Below are 22,615 nucleotides of genomic sequence, written 5' to 3'. Positions count from 1 at the left end.
TGGGATCAACGCAGTTAATCCCACATGAATAGGATCAAGAATCAAAAGTGGACTGGCCACCGCACCGGCTGGCCCCTCACTAAAAAAGGTCTACAAGACCTTTTTTGGACGCTCGGTCCGGGTTTTCATGCTTGCCCGGGATTCCCAGAAATGGGATCAGCTCAGCTAATCCCTGGGATACTTTTCTTTTTATTTAATTACCACGGACCTCTGATTGCACGATGCAGCCTTCAGATGTAATTTGAATTTGGGGTGGGGATAGCAGCCCCGGAAATGTTCGGCTGATAGATTTAAATTTAAAATATGTGATTGAAGTTCAACCTCAAAAGATCAGTGAATCTATTCTCCAATATTATATTTTAGAAGACCTGTTTTATGGGATTAATCTACAATTCATATGTTCTTGGTCCTGATTGTATTATGCAGCCCTGGGGTTTAATTTAAGATTGGGGTGGGGTTAAGAACCCCGGGAAAATTGATTTATCAGCCGGTAGATCGCAAGGGAGTGATCGACCCCGGTTAGAGGAACCATTCGAATTGACAGGAAGGTCCGTTAGAAAGAATTTTTAAATAAGTATACGATGTAAGCTAGCCTTCTTCTGAAGGGTACTGCTAACCCTCAATTGGGATTACAATTGGTAAAGTTGGGTTTGGGAAGGGTCCATTGGGGGTTGTTAATACTAAACTCAAAACAAGAGGTTACATTATCCACGTTCCAGCCACTCAGATCCTGGTTGAATTGGGTATTAGAAAACATGTTAGCCATATCAGTAACATTTCTCACATCCCAGTTCCCGATAGGTTGGTTAAATGACTGATTTCCATTAAACATATAAAACATTTCAGTAACGTTGCTCACATCCCAGGCACTGATATCTTGGTTGAAAGTTGTATTACGAAACATCGTAGTCATTATGGTAACATTGCTGACATCCCAGATACCAATATCCTGGTTGAATGGGGAATAAGAAAACATACTGAACATAGTATTAACTTTACCTACATCCCATTTACTTATGTCTTGGTTGAAAGGAGTATTAGTAAACATAATTGACATATCAGTGACATTACTGACATCCCAGGAACTGATATCCTGATTAAAAGGCGTTTCCAAAAACATACGAGACATATTCTCTACCTTACTAACATCCCATGCGCTTATATCTTGGTTAAACGATGACTTTTCTAACATACTATTCATATTCGTAACATTCCCGACATCCCAGGCACTGATATTCTGGTTAAACGGTGTTAAACTAAACATAGCCACCATACTTGTTACATTCCCGACATCCCAGGCACTAATGTCCTGGTTGAATCTAGAAGCACGAAACATCAGACTCATATCCGTAACATTGCTTACATCCCAGGCACTGATATCCTGGTTGAATGGGGACTCTTTAAACATTCCATACATATTTTCAACATTGCTGACATCCCAGGCACTGATATCTTGATTAAATTCTGACCATCGAAACATTAAAGACATGTTGGTTACATTACTCACATCCCAGGACCCTATATCCCGATTGAATGTTGATTTTTGACCCTGACCTTCAAAAAGATTACTCATATTAGTAACCTTAGTGGTACATAGGGTAGTGACATCAGCACCCTGACTTACCATTCCCCGCAACATCTCCTCATCCACAACTGTATAGGTAATGCCATTGACTTCAAAAGTGTCGCCAACATTGGCCGAGGGATCGCATTTAATGGTAATGCCGTTGGGGGCTAAATAGATGGGGTCTTCAGTGGGATCTTTGGCACATGCCAGAATAAGTGCCAGGGATATCAAAACAGCTACTATGTTAAGAGCACATTTCATTACGGATTCCTGAAATTTCTGACCAATCTTTAAATGTATTCTAAACCTGATTTCCAACCAATGATTTCTGTCAGGTAGCCTAAATAGTGAACGGCTGAAAAAGCATGAGGAATTTGGATTAAAGCAGTGGACATAAATAAAGTATAGAAATTGTAAAGTCGACCATCAATTCATCGACAACCGACACCTTTTTTCGGATGAAATACAGGGCCATAGTTCTTGCTTTTAACATATGGTTTCCGCAGCATATCACCGGTCGATTTTTATGGTCGATTCACCGAAACTGTGAAAATTTATTAGCAAGACAATGGATTTTATGCCATTCATCGAAGTTTTACCAAAAAATCCTGTGAAAAATTGATAATACGTTGGAGGGGACTCTTGCGAAATTTATCCTGATGAACCCCAATATCTTACCTTATGAAGAATTTTACTCTCTGTTTACAAATCGTTGCGGCGGGATTGATGCCGTTGCTTTGCAGCCCTGTCCAGGCGCAGCAAAACAAATTTATCTCTAAGGAACTGACTAAAAAAATTGAGGCCGACAAGCGTATCGAGGACTATCTCGAACTCTCAAAGCTGGGTTATTCCGAAAAGGAGATCTTTGAAGACCTCGGTAATGCCAATTTCCTGGCTGAGAAGTACGCCACCGCTGCTTTCTGGTACCAGAAGCTGATAGACCTCGTCGGAACCGAGGAGATCTCTAAAAGTTATATGGAAAGGTACCAGGTTGCCATGCACAAGGCAGGGATCGCGAACTTTGAAAAATCCGTTTCCCAAACCGACTGGTACTCCGATATCCGAAAGGAATATCAGGGTGGTCGGGATGAGATGGTGGCGGAATCCACTCCTTCCAAAAAGCAGAACTTCCAATTCAAACCCGTGGATCCCCTGCAAAGGGAACGCGCTCTGGAATCCCTGCACCAATTGGCGGGAATCGACAAAGAAGGATCGGACATACAAGGCCCGGAATTTAGAGTGCCCGCAAAGGGATATACTCCCCCTGTCGCCCTCTCAGCAGACGGCCGGACAGCCTATTTCAGTAAAGCCGTTTATCTGAAGCCTGAAGTGGGTGTGTTTTCTAAAAAGGAACCGGTACACAAGATCTACCGGACCGAGTATCAAAACGGGCAGTGGATCAATGTGACCGAGGTCGGTATTGTCCCGAAATACGCGTCAGCCTTGCATCCTGCAATTTCTCCTGACGGGCAGCGACTCTTCTTTGCCTCTGATATGCCGGGCACCTTTGGGAAGTACGACATCTACGTGGCCGATATCCGAAAGGATGGTAGCTTCGGCGTTGCCAAGAACCTGGGTGAAAAGGTAAATACCAAAAAGAATGAGATGTACCCTAACCTGGTGGGTGATAACCTGCTTTTCTTCGCTTCCAATGGAAGGGAAGGGATGGGTGGACTCGACCTGTTCGCCGTGCAGGTGGAAACCCGAAAGGTAGGGGTGGCCGTGAACCTCGGCGCTCCCTTCAACAGTTCTCAGGACGATTTTGCACTGAGCCTGAAAGCAGAAGAAGGCCTGGCGATCATCATGTCTAACCGGGGTGCTTTGGATGCACAAGTCCGTCAGCTCGTATTTTCAATGAAAGAAGAGGGGCAGGACAGGACCACCGCAAAACGGAAATACGACTTTATGGAATTGCTGCCCATGGACCCCAACAGTGTATACACCAATATTTATTACGAAGACTAATCCGAAAGATCTGAAATATAAATACCTGCCAAATCTTATCGCATTAAATAAGGATTGACCGGATCCAGGAAGGCTTCGGGCAAGAATTCAAGGGAAATCATGAAAGAAATACAATCGGTCGGATATCAGTGGGGTTCATCTGCTCATTGCCAGTGTCCTCTATCCCCGGGCACAAGTGGCGTTCAGATGGTACCAGCCAATCAGGCAAACGCTCCTATCGGATGCCAGGCAATGATATGACCCGGAGAACAGGTTGTATTATGTATATCTGACCGATTTTTTCTTTCAAACAGACCAAAGGAGATCATGCGAACAAACTGGAAATTGGTAGCGTGGGATAGGGTCTGATTAGCCAGGGGTAAATACCCTCAAAACCTGCAATTTTACCGACCACCGGGTCGGTTTTTGTAGCTGATTTCCGATGAAATACACTCTTTTCTTACATTTTATCGAAAAAAACTGCATTTCCTAGGTCGGAATAGGGGTAATCTGTAATTTTTCTTTCAGTAAACGATACAACCCCAAATCTTTACCCTATGGAAATGAACTCTACCTACAGTTTTTTCGAATGGAGTATCCAGACCTTCCATTCCCAACTTCATCTGACTTCAGGACATCGCTCAGGACAGCGTAAAAAAGCAATGAAAAGAGCACCTTCTTTCGGGAATACCCATCCGAAAGACAAGGTTCATGTGGCTAACTGCTGAGCCGGCCCCTTCGCAGGTTTAATCTACCTGCTTCCTTCGGGTATTGGTCCATCCATTGCCTGCCCGTCTTTGACCAAGGGATTTTTATGTTACCGATCCGTAACGCGTAATTTCCCTCTGGTATGTTCGGGTTCTGCAGGGACCATAAGTGTATCCTAACCCAAAAATTGTGAAGATGAACAGAACTACTTTAAAGGTTATTGTAATCGACAGCGATCCGAGATTTCACGAAAGGTATAGCTACTATTTCAGCAGTTACCGGGAATATGACCTGGCCGGGATGTACTGGCGGGTCGAGGACGCTCTGGCCGACTTCGACAGGGTCTGTCCCGATATCGTTCTCTCGGAAACTTCCTTTTCCGGCCTGTCCGGTATCGACGGACTTAACGAATTCCAAAAAGCGGAGAATCAGGCTGTTGTGATCATGGTGAGTCTGGAGGATCAGTACGAGATGATCATGCAGGCATTCCGCCACGGAGCTGAGGGGTACCTGACCAAACCCGTGGGTAAGAAAAGGCTCAGACAGGCATTGAATGCCGTTCGGAAAGAAGGCGCTGCCCTTAGTCATGATGTGGCAAAGAAGCTCATCAGCATGTACCGTAGGAAGACCTACCAGCATTTCTCGGAACGTGAGAACCAGATCATAGAATGGCTTAGCAAAGGGGCCACGTATAAGGAGATCGCAGATCAACTTTACGTCACCCCGAGTACGGTCAACTTTCACATTCAGAACATCTACCTCAAACTCGACGTAAATTCTAAATCCGAGGCCCTGAAAAAGATACGCCAGATGGACGCGGCTTAATCGATGCTGTAGGTTTTATTGCTTATCTTTCAAAGGATAAAAGCAAAGTCAAAGCCAGTCCTTCCTGAGGTGAAAGCGTTTACGATCACAAAATACGGACCTCCTGCTGAAGTATTTCACATGGTGGATATTGAGGCACCCACTCCTAAAAAGAGGGAGGTAAAAATCAGGGTTTGCGCCACTTCGGTCAACGATTATGATTGGTGTATTTCTTCGGGAAAACCTTGGGAATACCGTCTTCTCTTTGGCGTTTTCCGACAGAGAAAAAAGCTCCGAATCCCAGGGATGGAGGTGTCGGGCATTGTAGAGGAGGTGGGTAATGAAGTTGCGAAATTCAAAGTTGGAGATACCGTTTATGGAGATATCTCGTATTACGGTTTTGGCAGCTATGCCGAATGGCTATGTATAGACGAAAGGGCTCTGGTACATAAACCCGGATGGATGAGCTTTGAAGAAGCTGCAAGCATTCCGCATGCATCCATGCTGGCCTTACAGGGACTTAGGGCAGTAGGTGAAATCACGGAGGGGATGCAAATCCTGATCAATGGCGGAGGCGGGGGTATGGGTACTTTTGCCGTACAGATATGGAAGCATTACCAAGCGCATGTGACCGGGGTGGATTCTGCAAATAAGCTGGATGCCATGAAAACTCTGGGCTGCGATGTTGTGATCGATTATAAGAAAGAGGATTTCACGCAGGGGAATCAAAAATATGACCTGATCCTCGATTGCCGTACCAACCGATCGCTATGGAAATACCTGAAAGTTCTCAAGCCAGGAGGAAAGTATGTGACCGTTGGGGGTGCATCGGGAAAATTATTGCAGATGCTCTATCTCAATCCCATTCTGAAGGTTTTCAGCAGAAAACGTGTAAAGTTGGTCATGCTCAGGTCTAATGAGGATCTTGATTTTATACAAAAACTGATCGAAAAGGGCGGTATCAGGTGTGTGATCGATGGTCCATTCCCCTTTGAGCAGACCCCCTTGGCAGTTCAGCGATTTGGGGAATCAGCTCACCTTGGCAAGATCGTGATCTCGATGGAGCGCTAAATCCCTGCTGCCTTACGACTCCTCTTTAGATCATTTGAACCCCGTCTTATCCAAACAATTGGCCCAGGCCGGAGGGTTGGTGCAATAACCACCCCGAGACGCTATGCCTGTTTTTCCTCGACGGTAAAACCCTGTGCGGGACCTCAGCACTTTTAAACAATACACAGCGGGCATCCAGAGGTTCCACGATGACCGTGTCACCGTTTTTCTGAAATATTTCCAGTTCTCCTCCGTCTCCTTTCTGCCAGTTCTCGTTCAGGTAAAATACCATCGTGATCAAGCGGTTACTTCGATGGTCGAACTGGTCCAGGTGTTTCTCGTATCCTGCTCCAGGCGGATAGACCGCATAGTGGAATTCATATCCCGACAGGCTGAGGTAACAATATCTGTTAAAGATATGCAGGGTCTCGTCCACAAGACCCCAGAACATTTTCATGTGGATATCCCTTTTTCTGTCGAGCCAGTAGGTATAATCCCCTCTGATATCCTGACGGATTATTTGTTCATGGGCAGCTCCGATCCCCGCTTTGGTAAAAGAGGAAAGATGGGTCTCAAAGCCCACCTTAATTTCGGCCAGCACATCCGGTTTTAGAAACCCGTCGACAACTACAAAATCCTTTTCGGAGAGCTCATCCACCCAGGCGAGCCATTGCTCCAAAGTATGATTATCTAACACTGCATAACAAAAGCCAGCGAAGATAATGAGAATTCCTTTTCAGCTGCTTGAGAAAACTCAGCAGTAAGCACAGATTTTACGGAATCCGATCTAATCGCACAAATGGAGTTGTTCCCGGTGTAGTTTTAAAAACCTAACCTTAACCTCCTGGTAGGCCTATGAGATTTTTACAATTTCGTTATCTTACCGTTCCACTCCATGTGTTTGTGGGGATTTCTGTTTTCTCAAAAAGGAATCACATCATTAAAAGGAACTAATGTCAACTAGAAAATATGCGATTGTAGGGGGAACCAGCTATCTGATTATTTTTTTTGCAGCTGTATTTGCCAACTTCTTTGTGATAGAGCGTATCCTGGCATCACCATTGGAGATGGTTCAGGAAAACGGGATGACGGTTCGCTTTGGTATCATGGCTTTCCTCCTTACCGTCGTCTTTGATGTGGTGGTGGCATGGGCTTTGTACGAACTTTACAAGAACCATGTTCTGACCTTCCCCAGCACCCTGTTCCGTATGATGCATGCCGCCCTCATGGGTATCGCCATCTTTTCGCTCCCACTTGTCTTTCAGAAAAATACAGAAGCGGAAATCTTGTACCAGGTAGATATATTTAATAACATCTGGCCCATAGGGCTCTTCTTTTTCGGGGTTCATCTCATCCTTTTAGGAATCATCATTGGAAAGCCTAAGATCATAGGGTTCCTTCTTATCGCTGCCGGGTTGATGTATATGGTGGATACCTCTGCTCGCTTTTTAATGCCGGATTACCAGGAACACGCAGACGTTTTCCTCCTGCTCGTAGCCATACCCAGCGTCATTGGCGAGCTGTCCTTCGCCATTTGGTTGTTGATCCGCGGAGGAAAGACCGCCTGAAGATATGTTGAGGAATAGAAGGTACCCACGACCTCTGTCCAGGGAGAATCCCTGGTCATGTTGCCGATTTTTTTGAAGTACATTGGAACCCATCTAGAATTTAGCCCGATGAAACTCGTATTCATTATCAACAACAAGCAAGACCGGCTGAGAAAGCGCCTTCCGGAGTTACTCTATCACTTTGATAACAAGTATTCGGGCCAGGTGGAATTTTTATATACACAGGGAACAAAGCACGCCATTGAATTGGCTAAGAAGTCAGCAGAAATGGGATGCGACTACCTGATTGCTGTAGGGGGGGACGGCACCCTGCACGAGGTGGTGAATGGAGTGATGCAGAGCGGTGTGGGGGATGAAAATTATCCCATTATAGGCCTGCTTCCGTGGGGTTCTGCCAATGACTTTGCCAGAACGGCCGGGCTGACTCCTTCTGTTGAAAGTCTCGCAAGGTCCATTGACTCTCATTCCATTCGCAGGATTGATGTCGGACAAATCCTATCCTCGAGAGTACCGGAAGCCCGTTATTTTATTAATGTGGCAGGGATCGGCCTGGGCCCGGAAGTTGTACTGCAGATGGAGAGGTCAGAGCCCAAGCTGGGTCCGGCCTTGCATTACTTCGGCAGTATCGTAAAAGGATTTCTCAAATACAGAAAGAAGAGGGTTATCTGCTCAGCAGGCTCATGGCGATACGAGGGAAGGTTACTACAACTGGCGGTAGGGAACGGACGATATCTCGGCCATGGTATCTGTATTACTCCGGATGCGCTTCTGGATGACGGAAAATTTGAATTAGCCATTTTCGGGGATCTGAGCCTTTGGGACTATCTCAGAAAACTCGGTAAATTGAAGAAGGGAATAAAAATCGACCATCCTGAAGTGCAGTATCACAGTGCGGATTCACTCAGAATGGAAAGCCCTGATTCATGCGGGATCGAAGCTGATGGGGAATATGTGGGTTTGTTACCGGCAAACATAAAAGTGCTACCCGGCGCCCTGCGTTTTTTGTTTCCTGCCTGATTGCTAAAGGATTCCTCCAGGCAAGGTAGGTCAGTAGGTCTTGACCGTAAATCCGAAGGTCAAAAACCTGTCTTCTTGTTTCTGACCCGAGATGACCACGCTTTCAAAGGTGTTGATATAATTGAGTTTTACATTTAAAAAGGACCATACGGGCAATTCCAGGCCCAGATCGGCCTGCCACCTGTAATTATCGCTTTGACCCAGTGAGGGTTGTATGTAACTTTCATGACTGAGGATCAGTTTGTCCTTGAACAGATAGTATTTTCCGTTGACCCAGAGCGTTGCCCGCATCGTGCGGATGGTTTCCTGCCCGTCATAGGAAGACCTGTTGAAAGAAGCTCTTGAAAAATCCGTGCGTTCGTATTCGCTGGAAACAGAAAATTTAAGCCAGTTCTTGTTCTGTTGAAGAAGCTGAAAGGAAACTCCGGCGCCCGTCAGGAGCCGCAGATCGATTTCCCTTCGAAAATTGGTACTCACGAAGCCCAGGAGAAATGGATAGATCTTGCGTTCCGGGTTGAAATACAAAAAATTGAGGCTCAGAATATCCTCATCGGCCTTTTCCCTGCCAAACTCCTGGTAGATATAGGAATTTCTTGTTTTAAATACCCCTTTTTTCCAGGGTTTAAAACTCAGATCCGATTTTGCCCTGAAGATCAGGGTTTCCACATTCCCTCCCTGCCAGAATCCGGTGATGGAAAGGTTCGCCTTAAAATTCAGGGTGTCACTCTCATTGATTTGTCCTAGTAGGATAACCGGTAAGCACAGGAATATAAAGACGACTTTATTCATACGTTCTGAATTCAATGCTCAGATTCCTGAGACTAAAACAGCACAAGGCTGTATTGCGAACGAAACTCATTAAGTGATCCGCCATGGATGATCTCAGTACTTTACTTTTTCTGGGTTCCAAACATACTTCAGCATTCGTGAATTTCAAAGTCGGAGGGTTTATTGTGTTATTTCAATTTGATTTTTGAAAGTGTTTCGGATCCTTCAGACAGGTTCTCCCTGTCTGTTTTCGGGACTTTCCCGAAAGGAAAGACAGTACCAGAAGATAAATATTCATGTATGCTTTTCATTAGATAGCCTTTCTTTATATCTGATTCAGTATTTTAGGAAACTGACTCGTATTCGTCCTTGAGGTAATAGTCAATGAAGTTTGGAAATCGGTATTAAATTCATAAAATGAAAAACACTTTTATCAGCCTATTGGTTCTTTTCGGGGGCTTTCAACTTTTTGCTCAGTCTATCATGGATCCAGATGATGCCCTTCTGGAGTTAACCGGGGATCGACAAAATACGGGGATCACGGCTGGCTATTCCGTCAAGGGAATTACGAAATGGACAGGTTCCGCCGGGTATGCATGCCTCGAAGACAAAAGACTATTCAGCATAGACACGCCTACGAGGATCGCCTCCATCAGTAAGAATTTAACCGCTGTGGCTCTGATGCAACTGGTGGAGAAGGGAATGATGAACCTCGATACACCTATCGGAAATTACCTCCCGAATCTACCGGAAGATAAAAAAGAGATCACTGTGCGCCAGTTGATGTCTCATACTTCGGGTATTCCCCAATATCGGGACGAGTCGGAAATTGAAAATACGGCGCAATTCGCTTCCCTGGAGGCAGCCATGAAGGTCTTCATAGATAGGCCTCTACTGTTTGAACCTGGAACCAGCTATTTTTATACGACTTATGGCTATGTGATCCTGGGCAGAGTGATAGAATCAGTGAGCGGTCTGCCTTATCGCGAATACATGAAAACGCAAATACTCGAGGTTGCGGGTATGACCCATACCGGTATTGAAGGCTTGACAGAAGATCGCGAGAACGCATCCTGCCTGTATCACAACAATGGGAGGAAAGTCAGGAAGGGTAAGAAAAACAACCTGAGCAACCGTGTTCCTGGGGGCGGATTTTACAGCACACTTGAGGACCTTATTGCATTTGGGAATGCCCTTCTGGATGGAAGGCTGATCAGTCAGGAAAGCCTGGAGGCCATGCTGGAAATTCAACCCGTTGAATACAAGGGTAATAAATACGGACTAGGGTGGTACCTCTATGGTCCTCCACCAAATGAGAATCTGGTAATCGGACATAGCGGAGGACAAACGGGATGCACCAGCCAGCTCATGATCATCCCAAAATCGGAAACGGTGGTGGTGGTACTTTCAAATACCTCAGGCACGTATCCGGATATCGCGACCTTTGCTTCCAAATTGATAGGTTTTTCTGAAGCACCAAAAAAGGGGTGATTTCCATACGTTCCGAACTACAATCGCTTGAATTTGAATAAAAAGTTGTTCCCTTCCTTAAAAAGAAAATCTATTTTTGAGGTCCCCAAGAAGGAAAAGCACATAGAGAATAGTGCCTTCACGGGAAACAATAACATAAGAATTCACGAACCTTCCCCTGGTAACCATGATCACGGTTGATCTAGACAAGGCAAGAAAAGAACTGGAATCAGGAGGGATCATCGCCCTGCCTACGGAAACCGTCTATGGCCTTGCCGGAAATGCCCTGGACGAAGACGCTGTGGGTAAGATCTTCAGTACAAAGAAGAGACCCCATTACAACCCGCTTATCGTCCATATCAAATCTGCGGACTACCTCCCACAGGTCGCCCGCGATATTCCGGATGTGGCCTACCACCTCGCCAGGTCATTCTGGCCTGGTCCGCTGACTCTGGTGCTGAAGAAACAACCCAATATCCCGGATGCAGTAACCTCAGGGAAGGATACGGTGGCGGTCCGTGTGCCGGACCACCCGCTTACCTTAGAGCTGTTGGAGCAACTCGACTTCCCCCTGGCGGCTCCCAGCGCGAATCCCTTCGGCTCGATCAGCCCTACTTCCGCGGCCCATGTAGAAAAGTATTTCGGGGATACGCTTCCGGTGATCCTGGACGGGGGTGAATGCCGGAAAGGTATAGAATCGACCATCATCGGTTTTGAGGGGGAAAGGCCCGTGGTCTTCAGAATGGGATCCCTTTCCCTCGAGGAGATAATGGAGAAGGTAGGGGAGATTTCCTTTAATACAAAAAGTGTGGACCAGCAACCCTCTGCCCCCGGGATGCTTCTTCGGCATTACGCTCCGGTTACAGATACGTACCTGACCGAAGACGTCAGAGGCCTCGTCACCCTTCATCCCGATAAGAAGATAGGGTTACTGCTCTTCCAAGAGAAAATAAAGGGCATAAAGGCAGCAAACCAGGAAGTCCTTTCCCCCACAGGAGATCTCGAAGAAGCCGCACATAACCTCTATGCCGCCATGCATCGCCTGGACAGCCTGGACCTGGATATGATCATTGCAGAACGATTTCCCGATCATGGCCTGGGCAAGACGATCAATGACAAACTGGAAAGGGCCACACACCGGGATGAAGCGAATTAGGTAAAGAAGCGGCTTATGGAGAACGACGAATATGCTTTGCCCCCTGAGACTCGCATCGGTCACGTACACCTGAAAGTTTCGGACCTGCAGCGGTCGCTCGACTTCTACTGCGGCCTTCTGGGCTTTGAACTCACCACCACTTATGGGGAAGATGCGGCCTTTATCTCTGCCGGGGGGTATCACCATCACATCGGACTGAACACCTGATTTAGCGAAGGGGCCGGACCAAATCCGAAGAGAACCGTAGGTTTGTTTCACACGGCTATTGTATACCCTGGGAGGAAGGACCTGGCTGCGATCCTCCATAGGCTTCGGGAGGCCGGATATCCGCTGACCGGAGCATCTGATCACGGGGTCTCAGAGGCTCTCTACCTCGACGATCCGGACGGGAATGGGGTGGAACTCTACTGGGACAAACCCCGGGAAGAATGGCCAAAAAAGCCGGATGGATCCCTGGAGATGTATACCCGACCACTCGACCTGGTTTCCCTCCTGAAAGAGATCCGCTGACCCACAACTTTTTGCCGAATTTCTGAGACGCGCGTTGAAGAGGGCAACCGGAATTTTCTTACCTTCATAGTCCTATGAGGACACGAAAATTATTTACGTTCGGTTTCTTTATATGCAGTTTCATCCTCATATTTTGTCAGGATCCCAGAGTCCGGCATGATCCCAGGCTAGTCGGTGGTCCCTGTGAGGGCTGCGAAGCTGTATTTGAATACGGGGACCGTAGGCTTACGCCTGTAGACACCCTGCCCGACTTCCATTCCGGGGGGCAGCAGATCAAGGTGACAGGGACTATCTACAGGGCGGATGGAAAAACACCGGCCCCTGATGTAGTCCTGTACGTATACCACACAGACGGTTCCGGCCTTTACTCCAAAAGAGGAGATGAAAAAGGCTGGGGGCGGAGGCACGGATACAACAGGGGTTGGATCAAGACAGATCAAAAGGGCCGCTATACTTTTTTCACCATTAAGCCCGGCACCTATCCCGACGGGACTGAACCGGCCCATATCCACCCAACGATCCTTGAACCGGATGGAAAATACTACTGGCTGGAGAGCTACTATTTTGAAGGCGACCCTTTGCTGACCGAAAAGGAGACCCATCCACCATCCCCGAGAGGAGGGAGTAATGGCATTTTAAGACTTTCAATGAAAGGTAACCTCTGGGTGGGGGAACGCGACTTTATCCTGGGAAAGAACATGCCCGACTACAGATCACCGTGAATTTACAGGTTGGGGCCATGGAAACATTTGATACATTTAGGGGATAACCCTTGCGACCAATTATTAACCCGCCTGAAAAGGCATTAACCAATCGAACATGAAAAATCCATTTAAAATTTTACCTGGAATATCCGTTCTGGGATTGTTTACATTCCTCCTCCTGTCATTACAGAGTTGTCTTCCGAAAGAGAAGGAGACGGTGAATGAAATGAAGGAAGAAGTTCTTATAAAGGCTGAAGAACCGGAATACTTTCAGCTTCGTCCCGAGGTGGAAAAAGCCTATGGTTATACGCATGCCGTCAGGATCGGTAACAGTATAAAGGTTTCAGGGGCGGTCAGCATGGACGATCAGGGTAATCCGACCGCTGTGGGCGATTTCGCCCAGCAAATGAAGAACTGCTATGCAGACCTCGACAAGATTCTCAAACACTTTGGCTGTACCTTCGACAATGTGGTGGTAGAGAACATTTTCACTACGAATATGCCTCTACTCCTGGAGAATGGAGCATTCAGAGCTGAGATCTACAAGAACAAATTCCCTTCAGGGTCCTGGCTGGGGGTGAAGGAGTTGGCCCTGCCGGAATTCATGATCGAGATCGAACTGGAAGTACATAAACCCTGATCGTCCACGTTCTATTATACTCATTGTAACAGGACCTCTCCCTGAACCCACGGGGTCATGAGCGGGGTCTATAGGATATTCAAGATCGACAGATGTTAACAGCCATACATCCTAAATTGCCGATGCGCAATAAGGATATCACCCGGGATTTTTATGTGAATCAGCTGGGCTTTAAGGAATTCGGAGCAACTGACTTCGAGGGCTACCTGATGTTGGAAAAGGACCACATTCAACTCCATTTCTTCGAATTCAGGGAACTCGATCCGAAAGTGAATTACGGACAGGTGTACATCCGAACGGATCATATAGACCAGCTCTACAATTCCCTGCTTGCAGATAATGTGAAGATTCATCCCAACGGGCCATTGGAAGACAAACCCTGGGGGCAGCGCGAATTTTCCCTCCTGGACCCCGATACCAATCTCCTTACTTTTGGACAAAGCATGAGCGGATGACAGGCCGCTGTATTCCATTTTTGTTGGATGGAGGCAACAAATGGGTGAATTCTTCGTCAAGCCGTCTTTGACTTAGTACCTTTGCACCTTTAAATCGTAAACCATAGAAAAAGGAACATGGGAAAAGTAAAAGCGAATGATACCATAAGGGTACATTACACAGGAAAATTAGCGGACGGTCAGATATTCGACAGTTCACTGGAAAGGGAACCCCTGGAGGTGACCCTGGGCCAGGGGGCTTTGATCCCCGGATTTGAAAAGGGGCTCATCGATATGGAAGTGGATGAGGAAAAGACCATCCTTATTCCGAAGGAAGAAGCCTACGGAGAAGTCATGGAAGAATTATTCCAAAAGGTCAGCAAAAATGACCTGCCCGACACCATAACCCCCGAGGTTGGGATGGGCCTGGTCGCTACAAGGCCGGATGGTTCAGAACAGCAATTAAGGGTGGTCGATGTTCAGGAGGAACACATCGTTATAGACGCAAATCATCCCCTGGCCGGGCAAGACCTTACTTTCGATCTCAAATTGGTTGAAATAAAATAATCCTTTTTTTGAAAGGACCTTTATGGAACCACGTGACCACTTTTAGCGGCACGTGGTTTTTTATTGGAAGAAAGAACGAAGTGACCCTTGATACCAGCCTTCAATTGGTCAGGCTGGAATATCCTCGTATTCTTCTTTGGCTACCGAAAACTTCTTTTTGAATTCCACCTTTTGAACCTGTTTTCGTTCCCATGCCGTAGGGCTGCCAAAGAGGATGTTCCAGGTCTTTAGCGGGCGATTCCAGATATCCCTGATGAGATCTCCCCAGGCGTGGAAGACCAGATAGACGGGGTTGAATGAATCCACCGGTTTGGTGATCCCGTAGACTGCCTGTTCCTTCTCTTCCTGGAAAGTGCCGAAAATGCGATCCCATATGATCAGCGTAGAACCGAAATTCTTGTCGATATAATTCTCGTTGGTGGCATGATGGACTCGGTGGTGAGACGGGGTCACGAAAATGTATTCAATGGGCCGGGGAAGTTTTCGTATGAGTTCGGTATGTATCCAGAACTGGTAGAGGATCTCGAGTTGATGAACGATGATGAATACCACCGGGTCGAAGCTCATCATGAAAACGGGTACAAAAAATACCAGTTTCAGGTTTTGAACCCAGGACAGCCTGAAAGAGGTGGAGAAATTGTAGAACTTGGAGCTGTGGTGTACCACGTGGGTAGACCACCAGAAACGTTGTTTATGTGAGATCCTGTGCGACCAGTACCGGACGAGATCCAGGGTGAAAAAACACAGAATATAGGACCACCAGGTATGGGGGATGGTCCAGGGGGTCAGATTGTAGCAGACCACCACAATGTAAAAGATCCCGACCTTGGTAAGGGCATTGACAAAGAGGTTCCCGAATCCGATGGCCGAGGAAGCGAGGAAATCCTTGCCGTGATAGAGCTTCCTCTGTTGTTTGTAGGAAAAATAATATTCCAAAGCCACCAGGCTGAACATGATGGGGGCGGCTATCCAGATAATCGTGTTAAAATTTAATTGGAGGAGTCCTTCTAAGGTAAGTGTGGCGTTTTTGATAAAATCCCGTGCTTTATGCAAAGCTATCATATAAAAACCGGTTTCCCTCCCAAAAGGAGAAAAATTACTGGAATCGTGAAGGAACCAGGGGATTAGCGGTCAACAAAAACCGGAATACCCTCACGGCAAGACGGTCTGTAGGCGGAAATTTTTTAACTTGAGGGGGTATAGCAACACAGATATCGTGAAAGACACAAGCCATCACGACGAGAGAATCGCCAATATGATCTTCTCCTCGGTCTATCCTCATTACCTGGCAAAGGTTGAAAAAAAGGGCAGGACGAGAGAGGAACTCCACGAGGTCATCGAATGGCTTACCACCTTTGATGAGGCCACTTTGCAGGAACACATCGCTAAGAAATCAACCTTTGAACAATTCTTTGACAAGGCTACCCTCAATCCGAATGCCGGAATGATCAAAGGGGTCATCTGTGGGTACCGCGTAGAGGAAATTGAAAATCCGGTCACGCGTCAGGTCCGATACCTCGATAAGCTCGTGGATGAATTGGCGAAAAGCAAGGCCATGGATAAAATCTTGAGGAAACCATAATCACTAATAAAGTAGAAATATGAAACTAGGCGCTTTCTCTATCAGCCTGAGCGTAAAGGACCTCAAGGCATCCAAAGATTTTTATGAACATCTCGGGTTTCAACCCTTTGCGGGGGATCTTCAAAAGAATTACCTGATCATGAAGAACGGGGATACCCTAATAGGGCTTTTTCAGGGTATGTTTGAGAACAATATCCTCACCTTTAACCCGGGCTGGAACCAAAGTGCTGAGAAACTACCGGTTTTCGATGATGTCCGGGAGATACAGAAGACTTTGAAAAGCAAGGGAATCACACCGGTAAGCGAGGTGGATGAAAGTGCTCAGGGCCCCGGCAGTTTTGTGGTGATGGACCCGGACGGGAATACGATCCTCATAGATCAGCATGTTTGAATGAACACCATTGAATTCAAGATTTTGACGGATAGATGAGTGGAATAAACTCTCTTATCACTTTTCGCCAAATATGCCCTAAAGCGTGTAGATCAATCTAAAGGTTACGAAACGAGGCTGAATAAAGGTCTCGGAGGAGAATACGGAGATGTTATTGGCACTGTTCCTGACCTGTGAATCTATATCGAGCAGGTTGGTGGCCCGGATCTCATATTCCCATTTAGCATCCCTGTCTTTCCGGTAGGAGAGGGTTGCATCCCAGTTCTGGAACGATTGGGACTGACCGTTGCCCAGGTCCTGATTGGTATAGGTGTAATTGGTACGGAAGGTGACGGACTTCCAGATATAGGCATCGAATTCAACGGAAGGCGCATTGGTGACGAAGGTGGTCTTTCCACCTCCCTGATTATTGTTCGTCACACTGTAGCGATACTGTAAACTCACATTCGGTGCTACTTTATAATTGGTCCGAAGCTCCGGTGTGTAGGTCTGGGTATACCCTTCATTCAGCGACTGCTGCCCCTGGATAAACTGATTGATCTTGCTGTAATTGAAGCTGGCATTGAGGGAAGCCCGGATCTTTCCGAACGTGCGCTGCACTCTACCAAAGACATTCACATTCTCATCCGCAAAATTCGAATTGAAAAAGGTACTGGTTCGGATCACACTTTCAAAATTCGTCAGGCTGCGGATCTGATCGATATTGCTGGTATAGGCGGCACGCGCGAAGACGTTGGTATAGTTGAAAAGGTTAAAACTGCTGTAGAAAAGACTGACGTTGTGCGACAAGGCGTTTTGCAGGTCGGGCTCACCGAATTGGATGTTGTTGAAATTGTTCAGGACCAGGCCTCTCGCCAGGCGGGTCACGTCTGTAAACTGATTACGCATGTCATAACTGAGGGTGAGCGCCTCGCTTTTTTTGAATTGGATACGGGTCTCAAAATCGGGCAGGAACCGAAAGAAATTATCCTGAAAGAGCTCACCGAACTGGGTATTCTTATTGCCGTAGGCGTGAACGGAGAATCCAGGGGTGATCGTAAATTTCCCGGTTTTTAGCCTGTAGTGGGCCCCTAGGTAGATGTCGCTGAAGACGTACTCCGTATCATTGACAGCCAAGCCGTCATTAAAGGTGGGGGTAGGATCGAACTGAGTACCATCCTCCAGGAACTGGAAGATGTCCGAATTGAATTCCTGCCTGCTCAGAATGGTGCCCAGGGTAAGATTCAAATTGCTTTGGGCATTTAGGATATGGTAATAGTCGAGTTTGGCATCCAACTGGTTAGATTGGATACGCCGGTTTTGATTCAGATCATAGGTATTCTGGGACGTATCCAGCCCGAGCGCTTCTGCAGTAGGGTCGAAAGCGTCTGCTCCAATGGGATCATTGACCAGCAGTGCATTGTAAAAGGGATCCTCATCACGAATCAGATGCTGAGCTTCCAGCGCAAAAATATTGTTCTCATCCAGGGTGTAGTAATAATTGAGATTCTGGTTGATGCTGAATGGTTTTACCCTGTCCGACTGAAGTGTATTCCCCACTACAGAAGAAAAAAGTGTCTGATTTTGAGCATCATTTGAGATACGCCCTAAAATATCGTAATCGAGTTGGTTGTTCAGGTTGGGTTGGAAGGAAGCACTGAGTTTTAAAAGGCCCTGATTAGATCTTTCCCTGCTCGATTGGTCCGTGGCCTCATCGGGAATGCCAAGCTCCGGATCGGTATATCGGATAAGGCTCGTCTCCCTCGAGAGGATTCGACTGCTGTTATAGATCAGGAATCCACTGAGATCCAGGGATTCCGTAGGGGAGTAACTGAAATTGCCGGTTGCCAGTTTGTTCTCGATCTCCAGTGCATTGTTCTGGGAGGTCAGAAAGTTAAGGCTGTTATCCCCCAGATTGAGGTCTGTGCCGCTGGTGCGACTCGGGGATCGGAAGCCTCCCCCGAAATTTCGGATGTCCCTGCGGGTGAGGGCTACCTCCCCCGTATTGTTCAGGTCCCCTATAAAGTTGAGGCTGTATTTCGGGCTGTAATAGAATAATTTGGGCTGAAGCAGATAGAGCTCATTGTTAGGGGCTGTCCCGGCACCGGCCGTTATATTGCCGAACCAGAAGTTTTCCTTCCCTTCCTTGAGCTTGATATTCATGGCCACATTATCCTGGTTGTTAGCTACGCTGCTCAGTTGCCCCACTTCCGAATAATTGCGCAGGACCTGGATCTTGTCCACGGCTTTGGAAGGGATATTTTTGGTAGCCAGCTTGGTATCCCCGTCAAAGAAGTCCTTTCCGTTTACCATGATCTTGTTCACCACCTTGCCTTCTACTTCTACCTGTCCATCCTCGTTGATCTCAACACCCGGCAGTTTTTCAAGCACATCTTCCAGTTTCCTTTCCGTGCCATTTTGAAAAGAATCCGCATCGTATACCACGGTGTCACCTACCACGGAAACAGGAATCTCCGAGACGACCTCCACGGCATCAAGTGCGTTTTCCAGGGCCAGGAAGAATTCCCTGTTGATATCCTCCCCTGAGGTTTGAACGACCTCTTTTAAAGTTTTCATCCCCACATAGCTGATCTGGATCTCAAAGGTTCCGTTCTCGGCGAGTTCTAATCTAAATCGTCCTTGCTCGTTGGTGATTGCATAGGAGGCCAGTTCGTTGGTTGTAGTATCCAGGGCAATCACGTTGGCCAGATAGAGAGGCTCATTCAGTGAGTCCCTCACCACACCGTCGAATCTGACCTGCGCCAGAGATAACTGTGTGATCGCAAGTAAGAGGAATAAGGGGAAATACTTCATGTAGTTGTGGAAATGGATAGAGTGGGAAAGGTTGAAAGTTATTAACGGCTTCTTCTCCTGCCGCGGTTATCCCTCATTTCCTTCATTTTGTTCGTGATAGTCTCCTTGTATTCCATTTTGGTGATCTCTTTTCCTTTTTCAGGAGCTTCGATCTCCAGTCTTTCCCTTGGATTCATCACGATCTTGGAGCACAGCATGATGGTATTTCCGGCGCTCACCTCCAGGATGAGTCCCGGAAGTCCCCAGTATTCCCCTGGCCCGTGTCCCACAGGGATCTGAGGGGTGTACCAGGCCTCAACTTCAGTCATGTCTGTTTGGACTTCGGATGATTCTTCATCCGATTCATCGTTTTCGTTCCTGAGTTGGCCCCAGGAAAAGTCGTACCAGGTGAGCTGATCCGTTGGAATCTGGGCAGTCGCCTTGATGCATAGATAGTCGCCGATCTTTTTGGTTTCCTTACCCATTTTCCAATCTATGGTTGGGAGTTTATCCCTTACCAGGAATAGTTTACCGTAAAATTCCTGACTCTGTACCAGGGATCCTTCGGAGATGTTCTTGTATTGCTCTCCGGGTGAGAAATTGCTGCCCCAGGAATCTGTGGCACCGGATATGGCATCGAGTTTATCCTTTTCGTCAAAATGGGATTCCTCCCGATTGAAAGATAGAACGTACGTCTTCTCCAATCTGTTTTTAAGTCGTGCCTGTACCTGCTTTTTCTGAGCCTCACTCATCCGGGCTCCCCAGGAACCCAATTCCAGTTTTGATTTCGAAAAATAGGTGGCCTGACCCTGAAAATCCTGGCTGTACATGGTGGTAGATGCGATAAGTACCGCGAGGATAAGAAAGAAGGAAGAAGTATAGGATTGCATGGTTAATTTGTTAAATTGTTGAGCGAATATAGTTAAACATTAAACAAAAATTTCGAATTTATTAAAACATTAACACGCGAGCCAAATACATTGAATACCTTTAAAGTTAATTAGTAAGGGCTAGTTCTGCTTGTATGTTCACTACTTTAACATAGTACTTTATTGTTGCCTTTCGGTTAATGGCTAAGATCCTTGTAAATCGGCTAGTAAAACAATCAATTCTTTGCCCGGCTGAAACCCTTTCCTTGATCTCTTTTTGGGCAACAAATAGTATCTTCGCGCCTGTTAATCTTACTTATTTGAGCGTTTATGAAGGTTAAAATTGCCGTCTTCAACACCAAACCCTATGATCAGGAATATTTTGATCGATATACCAATAAAGAAGAACTCCAGTTCACCTATTTCGATTCCCCATTGAACAGGGATACCGTTAACCTGGCCGCAGGATACGAGGTGATCTGTGTTTTCGTGAATGATACCCTGGACAGGACCACCGTTGAACAGTTGGCAGAAATGGGGATAAAATTGATCGCCTTGAGATGTGCCGGATACAACAATGTGGACCTGGATGCAGCCAGGGAGAAGGGGATCAGGGTAGTTAGGGTACCCGCCTATTCACCTGAGGCAGTGGCAGAGCATGCCCTCGCGTTGATCCTCACCCTGAACAGGAAGACCCACAAGGCATACAACCGGGTTAGGGAAGGCAATTTTTCCTTGAACAAACTCATGGGTTTCAACCTCCACGGGAAGACTGTGGGCGTGATCGGTACCGGAAAGATCGGTGCCACCTTCTGCGGGATCATGCAGGGAATGGGGTGCCGTGTGATCGCTTTTGATCTTTATCCCTCAGAAGAGCTGAAAGCACGGGGGGTGGAATTTAAGGAGCTGGAAGCGGTTTTCAGAGAATCGGACATCATTTCCCTTCACTGCCCGCTCAACCCGGAGACCTGGCATATGATCAACCGGGATTCACTTTCGAAGATGAAGGACGGAATCATGATCATCAATACGAGCAGGGGCGGACTGATCAATACCCAGGATATACTGAAAGGGTTGGCCGACAAAAAGATAGGCTTCCTGGGGATCGATGTGTACGAACAGGAAGAGAACCTCTTCTTTAAAGACATGTCCGAGATGATCATCGAGGACGACCTGATCCTCAGGCTCAACAGTTACCCCAATGTACTGATCACCTCTCACCAGGCGTATTTTACCAGGGAGGCCATGGAGGAGATCACCCTGACCACAATCGGTAATATCACGGAATACCGTGAAGGCCGGGCACTTACCAATGAACTTACCTGACAACAAAAAGATCCAATGAGCTTAACTTACAACTTACATTTTAATAGATTTCTGTTATGTACTCTTTTCACTGTGGGTCTATTTTCCTCAGAATCCTGCATATCTCAGGGCGAAAAGCAGGATGGCATTTATACCTTCAAACAGGGAGACCCCAATGGGATCGGCAAATGGTATATGGGCCGGGAGATTGCTTACGTGATGGGGTATCAGGGCATATCCTGGCTCGAACGACCCGAACGGGGAAATGAAGAAAAGACAAGTCTACTTCTCGAGAATATGGAGATCGGACCAGGGGATGACATTGCAGATATCGGGGCGGGTTCAGGGTATCATGTATTTAAAATGGCCCAAATGACCCAGGAGGGAACGGTATATGCCGTGGATGTACAGGAAGGGATGTTAGTCGCACTGAGGGCGAAAAAGGAGCGTGAAAAAACAGCAAACGTCGAGGTTGTCAAAGGGAGCGAGAAAGAGATAAACCTGCCAGCCAATTCGGTCGATAAAATCTTGATGGTGGATGTTTACCATGAATTTGCCTATCCCGTTGAGATGATGACGTCCGTTAAAAAAGCGCTGAGACCTGGAGGGAAGTTGTATTTGATCGAATACAGGGGAGAGGATCGTGAAGTTCCTATCAAAAAAGTTCACAAAATGACCGAGAGTCAGGCTGTCAGGGAAATGGCGGCCGCGGGTTTCAAATTAGAAAAGAACATCGGCAACCTGCCCTGGCAGCATTGTATGGTGTTTATCAAAGAATAATGTTTCTAC

The 22,615-nt window shown here is 46.8% G+C and carries 21 protein-coding genes and 1 pseudogene; 16 read left to right on the top strand and 6 right to left on the bottom strand.

Annotated elements, in window-relative coordinates:
* Positions 1-619 precede the first annotated feature (619 nt).
* Complete coding sequence (locus GWK09_RS13065) at positions 620-1,885, bottom strand: BspA family leucine-rich repeat surface protein (protein ID WP_163693902.1); 1,266 nt, start codon at positions 1,883-1,885, stop codon at positions 620-622.
* A gap of 363 nt (positions 1,886-2,248) precedes the next feature.
* On the opposite strand from GWK09_RS13065, the gene GWK09_RS13060 reads away from it, so the two are divergent.
* The 3 genes from GWK09_RS13060 to GWK09_RS13045 all read left to right on the top strand — a co-directional run bounded on the left by GWK09_RS13060 (position 2,249) and on the right by GWK09_RS13045 (position 6,094).
* Positions 2,249-3,532, top strand: a complete 1,284-nt coding sequence (locus GWK09_RS13060; RefSeq protein WP_163693901.1) for a TolB family protein — start codon at positions 2,249-2,251, stop codon at positions 3,530-3,532.
* A gap of 882 nt (positions 3,533-4,414) precedes the next feature.
* On the top strand, positions 4,415-5,044 hold the full coding sequence (locus GWK09_RS13050) for a LuxR C-terminal-related transcriptional regulator (RefSeq protein ID WP_204260454.1): 630 nt from the start codon (positions 4,415-4,417) through the stop codon (positions 5,042-5,044).
* Positions 5,045-5,113: 69 nt separating this feature from the next.
* Positions 5,114-6,094, top strand: a complete 981-nt coding sequence (locus GWK09_RS13045) for an NAD(P)-dependent alcohol dehydrogenase (protein WP_163693899.1) — start codon at positions 5,114-5,116, stop codon at positions 6,092-6,094.
* Between the two features lie 46 nt (positions 6,095-6,140).
* Here GWK09_RS13045 and GWK09_RS13040 read toward each other — a convergent pair whose 3' ends face one another.
* On the bottom strand, positions 6,141-6,752 hold the full coding sequence (locus GWK09_RS13040; RefSeq protein WP_204260453.1) for a 2OG-Fe(II) oxygenase: 612 nt from the start codon (positions 6,750-6,752) through the stop codon (positions 6,141-6,143).
* A 274-nt stretch (positions 6,753-7,026) separates the two neighbouring features.
* Here GWK09_RS13040 and GWK09_RS13035 point away from each other — a divergent pair, with 274 nt between their 5' ends.
* The gene (locus GWK09_RS13035) at positions 7,027-7,641 is read left to right on the top strand and encodes a DUF4386 domain-containing protein (protein WP_163693897.1); all 615 of its coding nucleotides are present in this window, start codon (positions 7,027-7,029) and stop codon (positions 7,639-7,641) included.
* A 108-nt stretch (positions 7,642-7,749) separates the two neighbouring features.
* Positions 7,750-8,658 (top strand): diacylglycerol/lipid kinase family protein, encoded by a 909-nt coding sequence (locus tag GWK09_RS13030; protein WP_163693896.1) that lies wholly within the window; start codon positions 7,750-7,752, stop codon positions 8,656-8,658.
* Positions 8,659-8,688: 30 nt separating this feature from the next.
* Here the strand turns inward: GWK09_RS13030 and GWK09_RS13025 are convergent, their stop codons facing one another.
* Complete coding sequence (locus GWK09_RS13025) at positions 8,689-9,447, bottom strand: DUF481 domain-containing protein (protein WP_163693895.1); 759 nt, start codon at positions 9,445-9,447, stop codon at positions 8,689-8,691.
* Between the two features lie 396 nt (positions 9,448-9,843).
* Here GWK09_RS13025 and GWK09_RS13020 point away from each other — a divergent pair, with 396 nt between their 5' ends.
* The 7 genes and pseudogenes from GWK09_RS13020 (at position 9,844) to GWK09_RS12990 (ending at position 14,907) form a co-directional block, all read left to right on the top strand.
* A complete protein-coding gene (locus tag GWK09_RS13020; protein ID WP_163693894.1) occupies positions 9,844-10,917 on the top strand; it encodes a serine hydrolase domain-containing protein in 1,074 nt (357 codons plus the stop codon).
* A 166-nt stretch (positions 10,918-11,083) separates the two neighbouring features.
* Positions 11,084-12,052 (top strand): L-threonylcarbamoyladenylate synthase, encoded by a 969-nt coding sequence (locus tag GWK09_RS13015; RefSeq protein ID WP_163693893.1) that lies wholly within the window; start codon positions 11,084-11,086, stop codon positions 12,050-12,052.
* Positions 12,053-12,067: 15 nt separating this feature from the next.
* A pseudogene (locus GWK09_RS13010) lies at positions 12,068-12,562 on the top strand (VOC family protein).
* A gap of 74 nt (positions 12,563-12,636) precedes the next feature.
* Positions 12,637-13,284, top strand: coding sequence for a dioxygenase family protein (locus GWK09_RS13005; protein ID WP_163693892.1), 648 nt, complete (start codon positions 12,637-12,639; stop codon positions 13,282-13,284).
* Between the two features lie 97 nt (positions 13,285-13,381).
* Positions 13,382-13,906, top strand: coding sequence for a RidA family protein (locus tag GWK09_RS13000; protein ID WP_204260452.1), 525 nt, complete (start codon positions 13,382-13,384; stop codon positions 13,904-13,906).
* Between the two features lie 92 nt (positions 13,907-13,998).
* The gene (locus GWK09_RS12995; RefSeq protein ID WP_163693891.1) at positions 13,999-14,361 is read left to right on the top strand and encodes a bleomycin resistance protein; all 363 of its coding nucleotides are present in this window, start codon (positions 13,999-14,001) and stop codon (positions 14,359-14,361) included.
* A 117-nt stretch (positions 14,362-14,478) separates the two neighbouring features.
* A complete protein-coding gene (locus GWK09_RS12990) occupies positions 14,479-14,907 on the top strand; it encodes an FKBP-type peptidyl-prolyl cis-trans isomerase (protein ID WP_163693890.1) in 429 nt (142 codons plus the stop codon).
* Positions 14,908-15,015: 108 nt separating this feature from the next.
* Here GWK09_RS12990 and GWK09_RS12985 read toward each other — a convergent pair whose 3' ends face one another.
* On the bottom strand, positions 15,016-15,969 hold the full coding sequence (locus GWK09_RS12985; RefSeq protein ID WP_163693889.1) for a sterol desaturase family protein: 954 nt from the start codon (positions 15,967-15,969) through the stop codon (positions 15,016-15,018).
* Between the two features lie 154 nt (positions 15,970-16,123).
* On the opposite strand from GWK09_RS12985, the gene GWK09_RS12980 reads away from it, so the two are divergent.
* Together GWK09_RS12980 and GWK09_RS12975 are read left to right on the top strand one after the other, a co-directional pair.
* The gene (locus GWK09_RS12980) at positions 16,124-16,489 is read left to right on the top strand and encodes a DUF2200 domain-containing protein (RefSeq protein ID WP_163693888.1); all 366 of its coding nucleotides are present in this window, start codon (positions 16,124-16,126) and stop codon (positions 16,487-16,489) included.
* A 19-nt stretch (positions 16,490-16,508) separates the two neighbouring features.
* Positions 16,509-16,880: a VOC family protein gene (locus GWK09_RS12975; protein ID WP_163693887.1), complete on the top strand. Its 372-nt coding sequence runs from the start codon at positions 16,509-16,511 to the stop codon at positions 16,878-16,880.
* Positions 16,881-16,958: 78 nt separating this feature from the next.
* Here the strand turns inward: GWK09_RS12975 and GWK09_RS12970 are convergent, their stop codons facing one another.
* Together GWK09_RS12970 and GWK09_RS12965 are read right to left on the bottom strand one after the other, a co-directional pair.
* A complete protein-coding gene (locus tag GWK09_RS12970; RefSeq protein WP_163693886.1) occupies positions 16,959-19,673 on the bottom strand; it encodes a carboxypeptidase-like regulatory domain-containing protein in 2,715 nt (904 codons plus the stop codon).
* A 41-nt stretch (positions 19,674-19,714) separates the two neighbouring features.
* On the bottom strand, positions 19,715-20,542 hold the full coding sequence (locus GWK09_RS12965; RefSeq protein WP_163693885.1) for a GLPGLI family protein: 828 nt from the start codon (positions 20,540-20,542) through the stop codon (positions 19,715-19,717).
* 309 nt (positions 20,543-20,851) lie between these two features.
* Here GWK09_RS12965 and GWK09_RS12960 point away from each other — a divergent pair, with 309 nt between their 5' ends.
* Both GWK09_RS12960 and GWK09_RS12955 read left to right on the top strand, forming a co-directional pair.
* A complete protein-coding gene (locus tag GWK09_RS12960) occupies positions 20,852-21,847 on the top strand; it encodes a 2-hydroxyacid dehydrogenase (protein WP_163693884.1) in 996 nt (331 codons plus the stop codon).
* 72 nt (positions 21,848-21,919) lie between these two features.
* Positions 21,920-22,606 carry a class I SAM-dependent methyltransferase gene (locus tag GWK09_RS12955; RefSeq protein WP_283401251.1) on the top strand — a complete coding sequence of 229 codons (687 nt, stop codon included), beginning with the start codon at positions 21,920-21,922 and terminating at the stop codon, positions 22,604-22,606.
* Positions 22,607-22,615 lie beyond the last annotated feature (9 nt).

Origin of the sequence: Muriicola jejuensis, assembly GCF_010671595.1 — a bacterium.
Taxonomy (GTDB): Bacteria; Bacteroidota; Bacteroidia; order Flavobacteriales; family Flavobacteriaceae; genus Muriicola; species Muriicola jejuensis.
The sequence above is the reverse complement of the archived record's forward strand: the minus strand, read 5'-3'. Positions and strand labels throughout refer to the sequence as shown.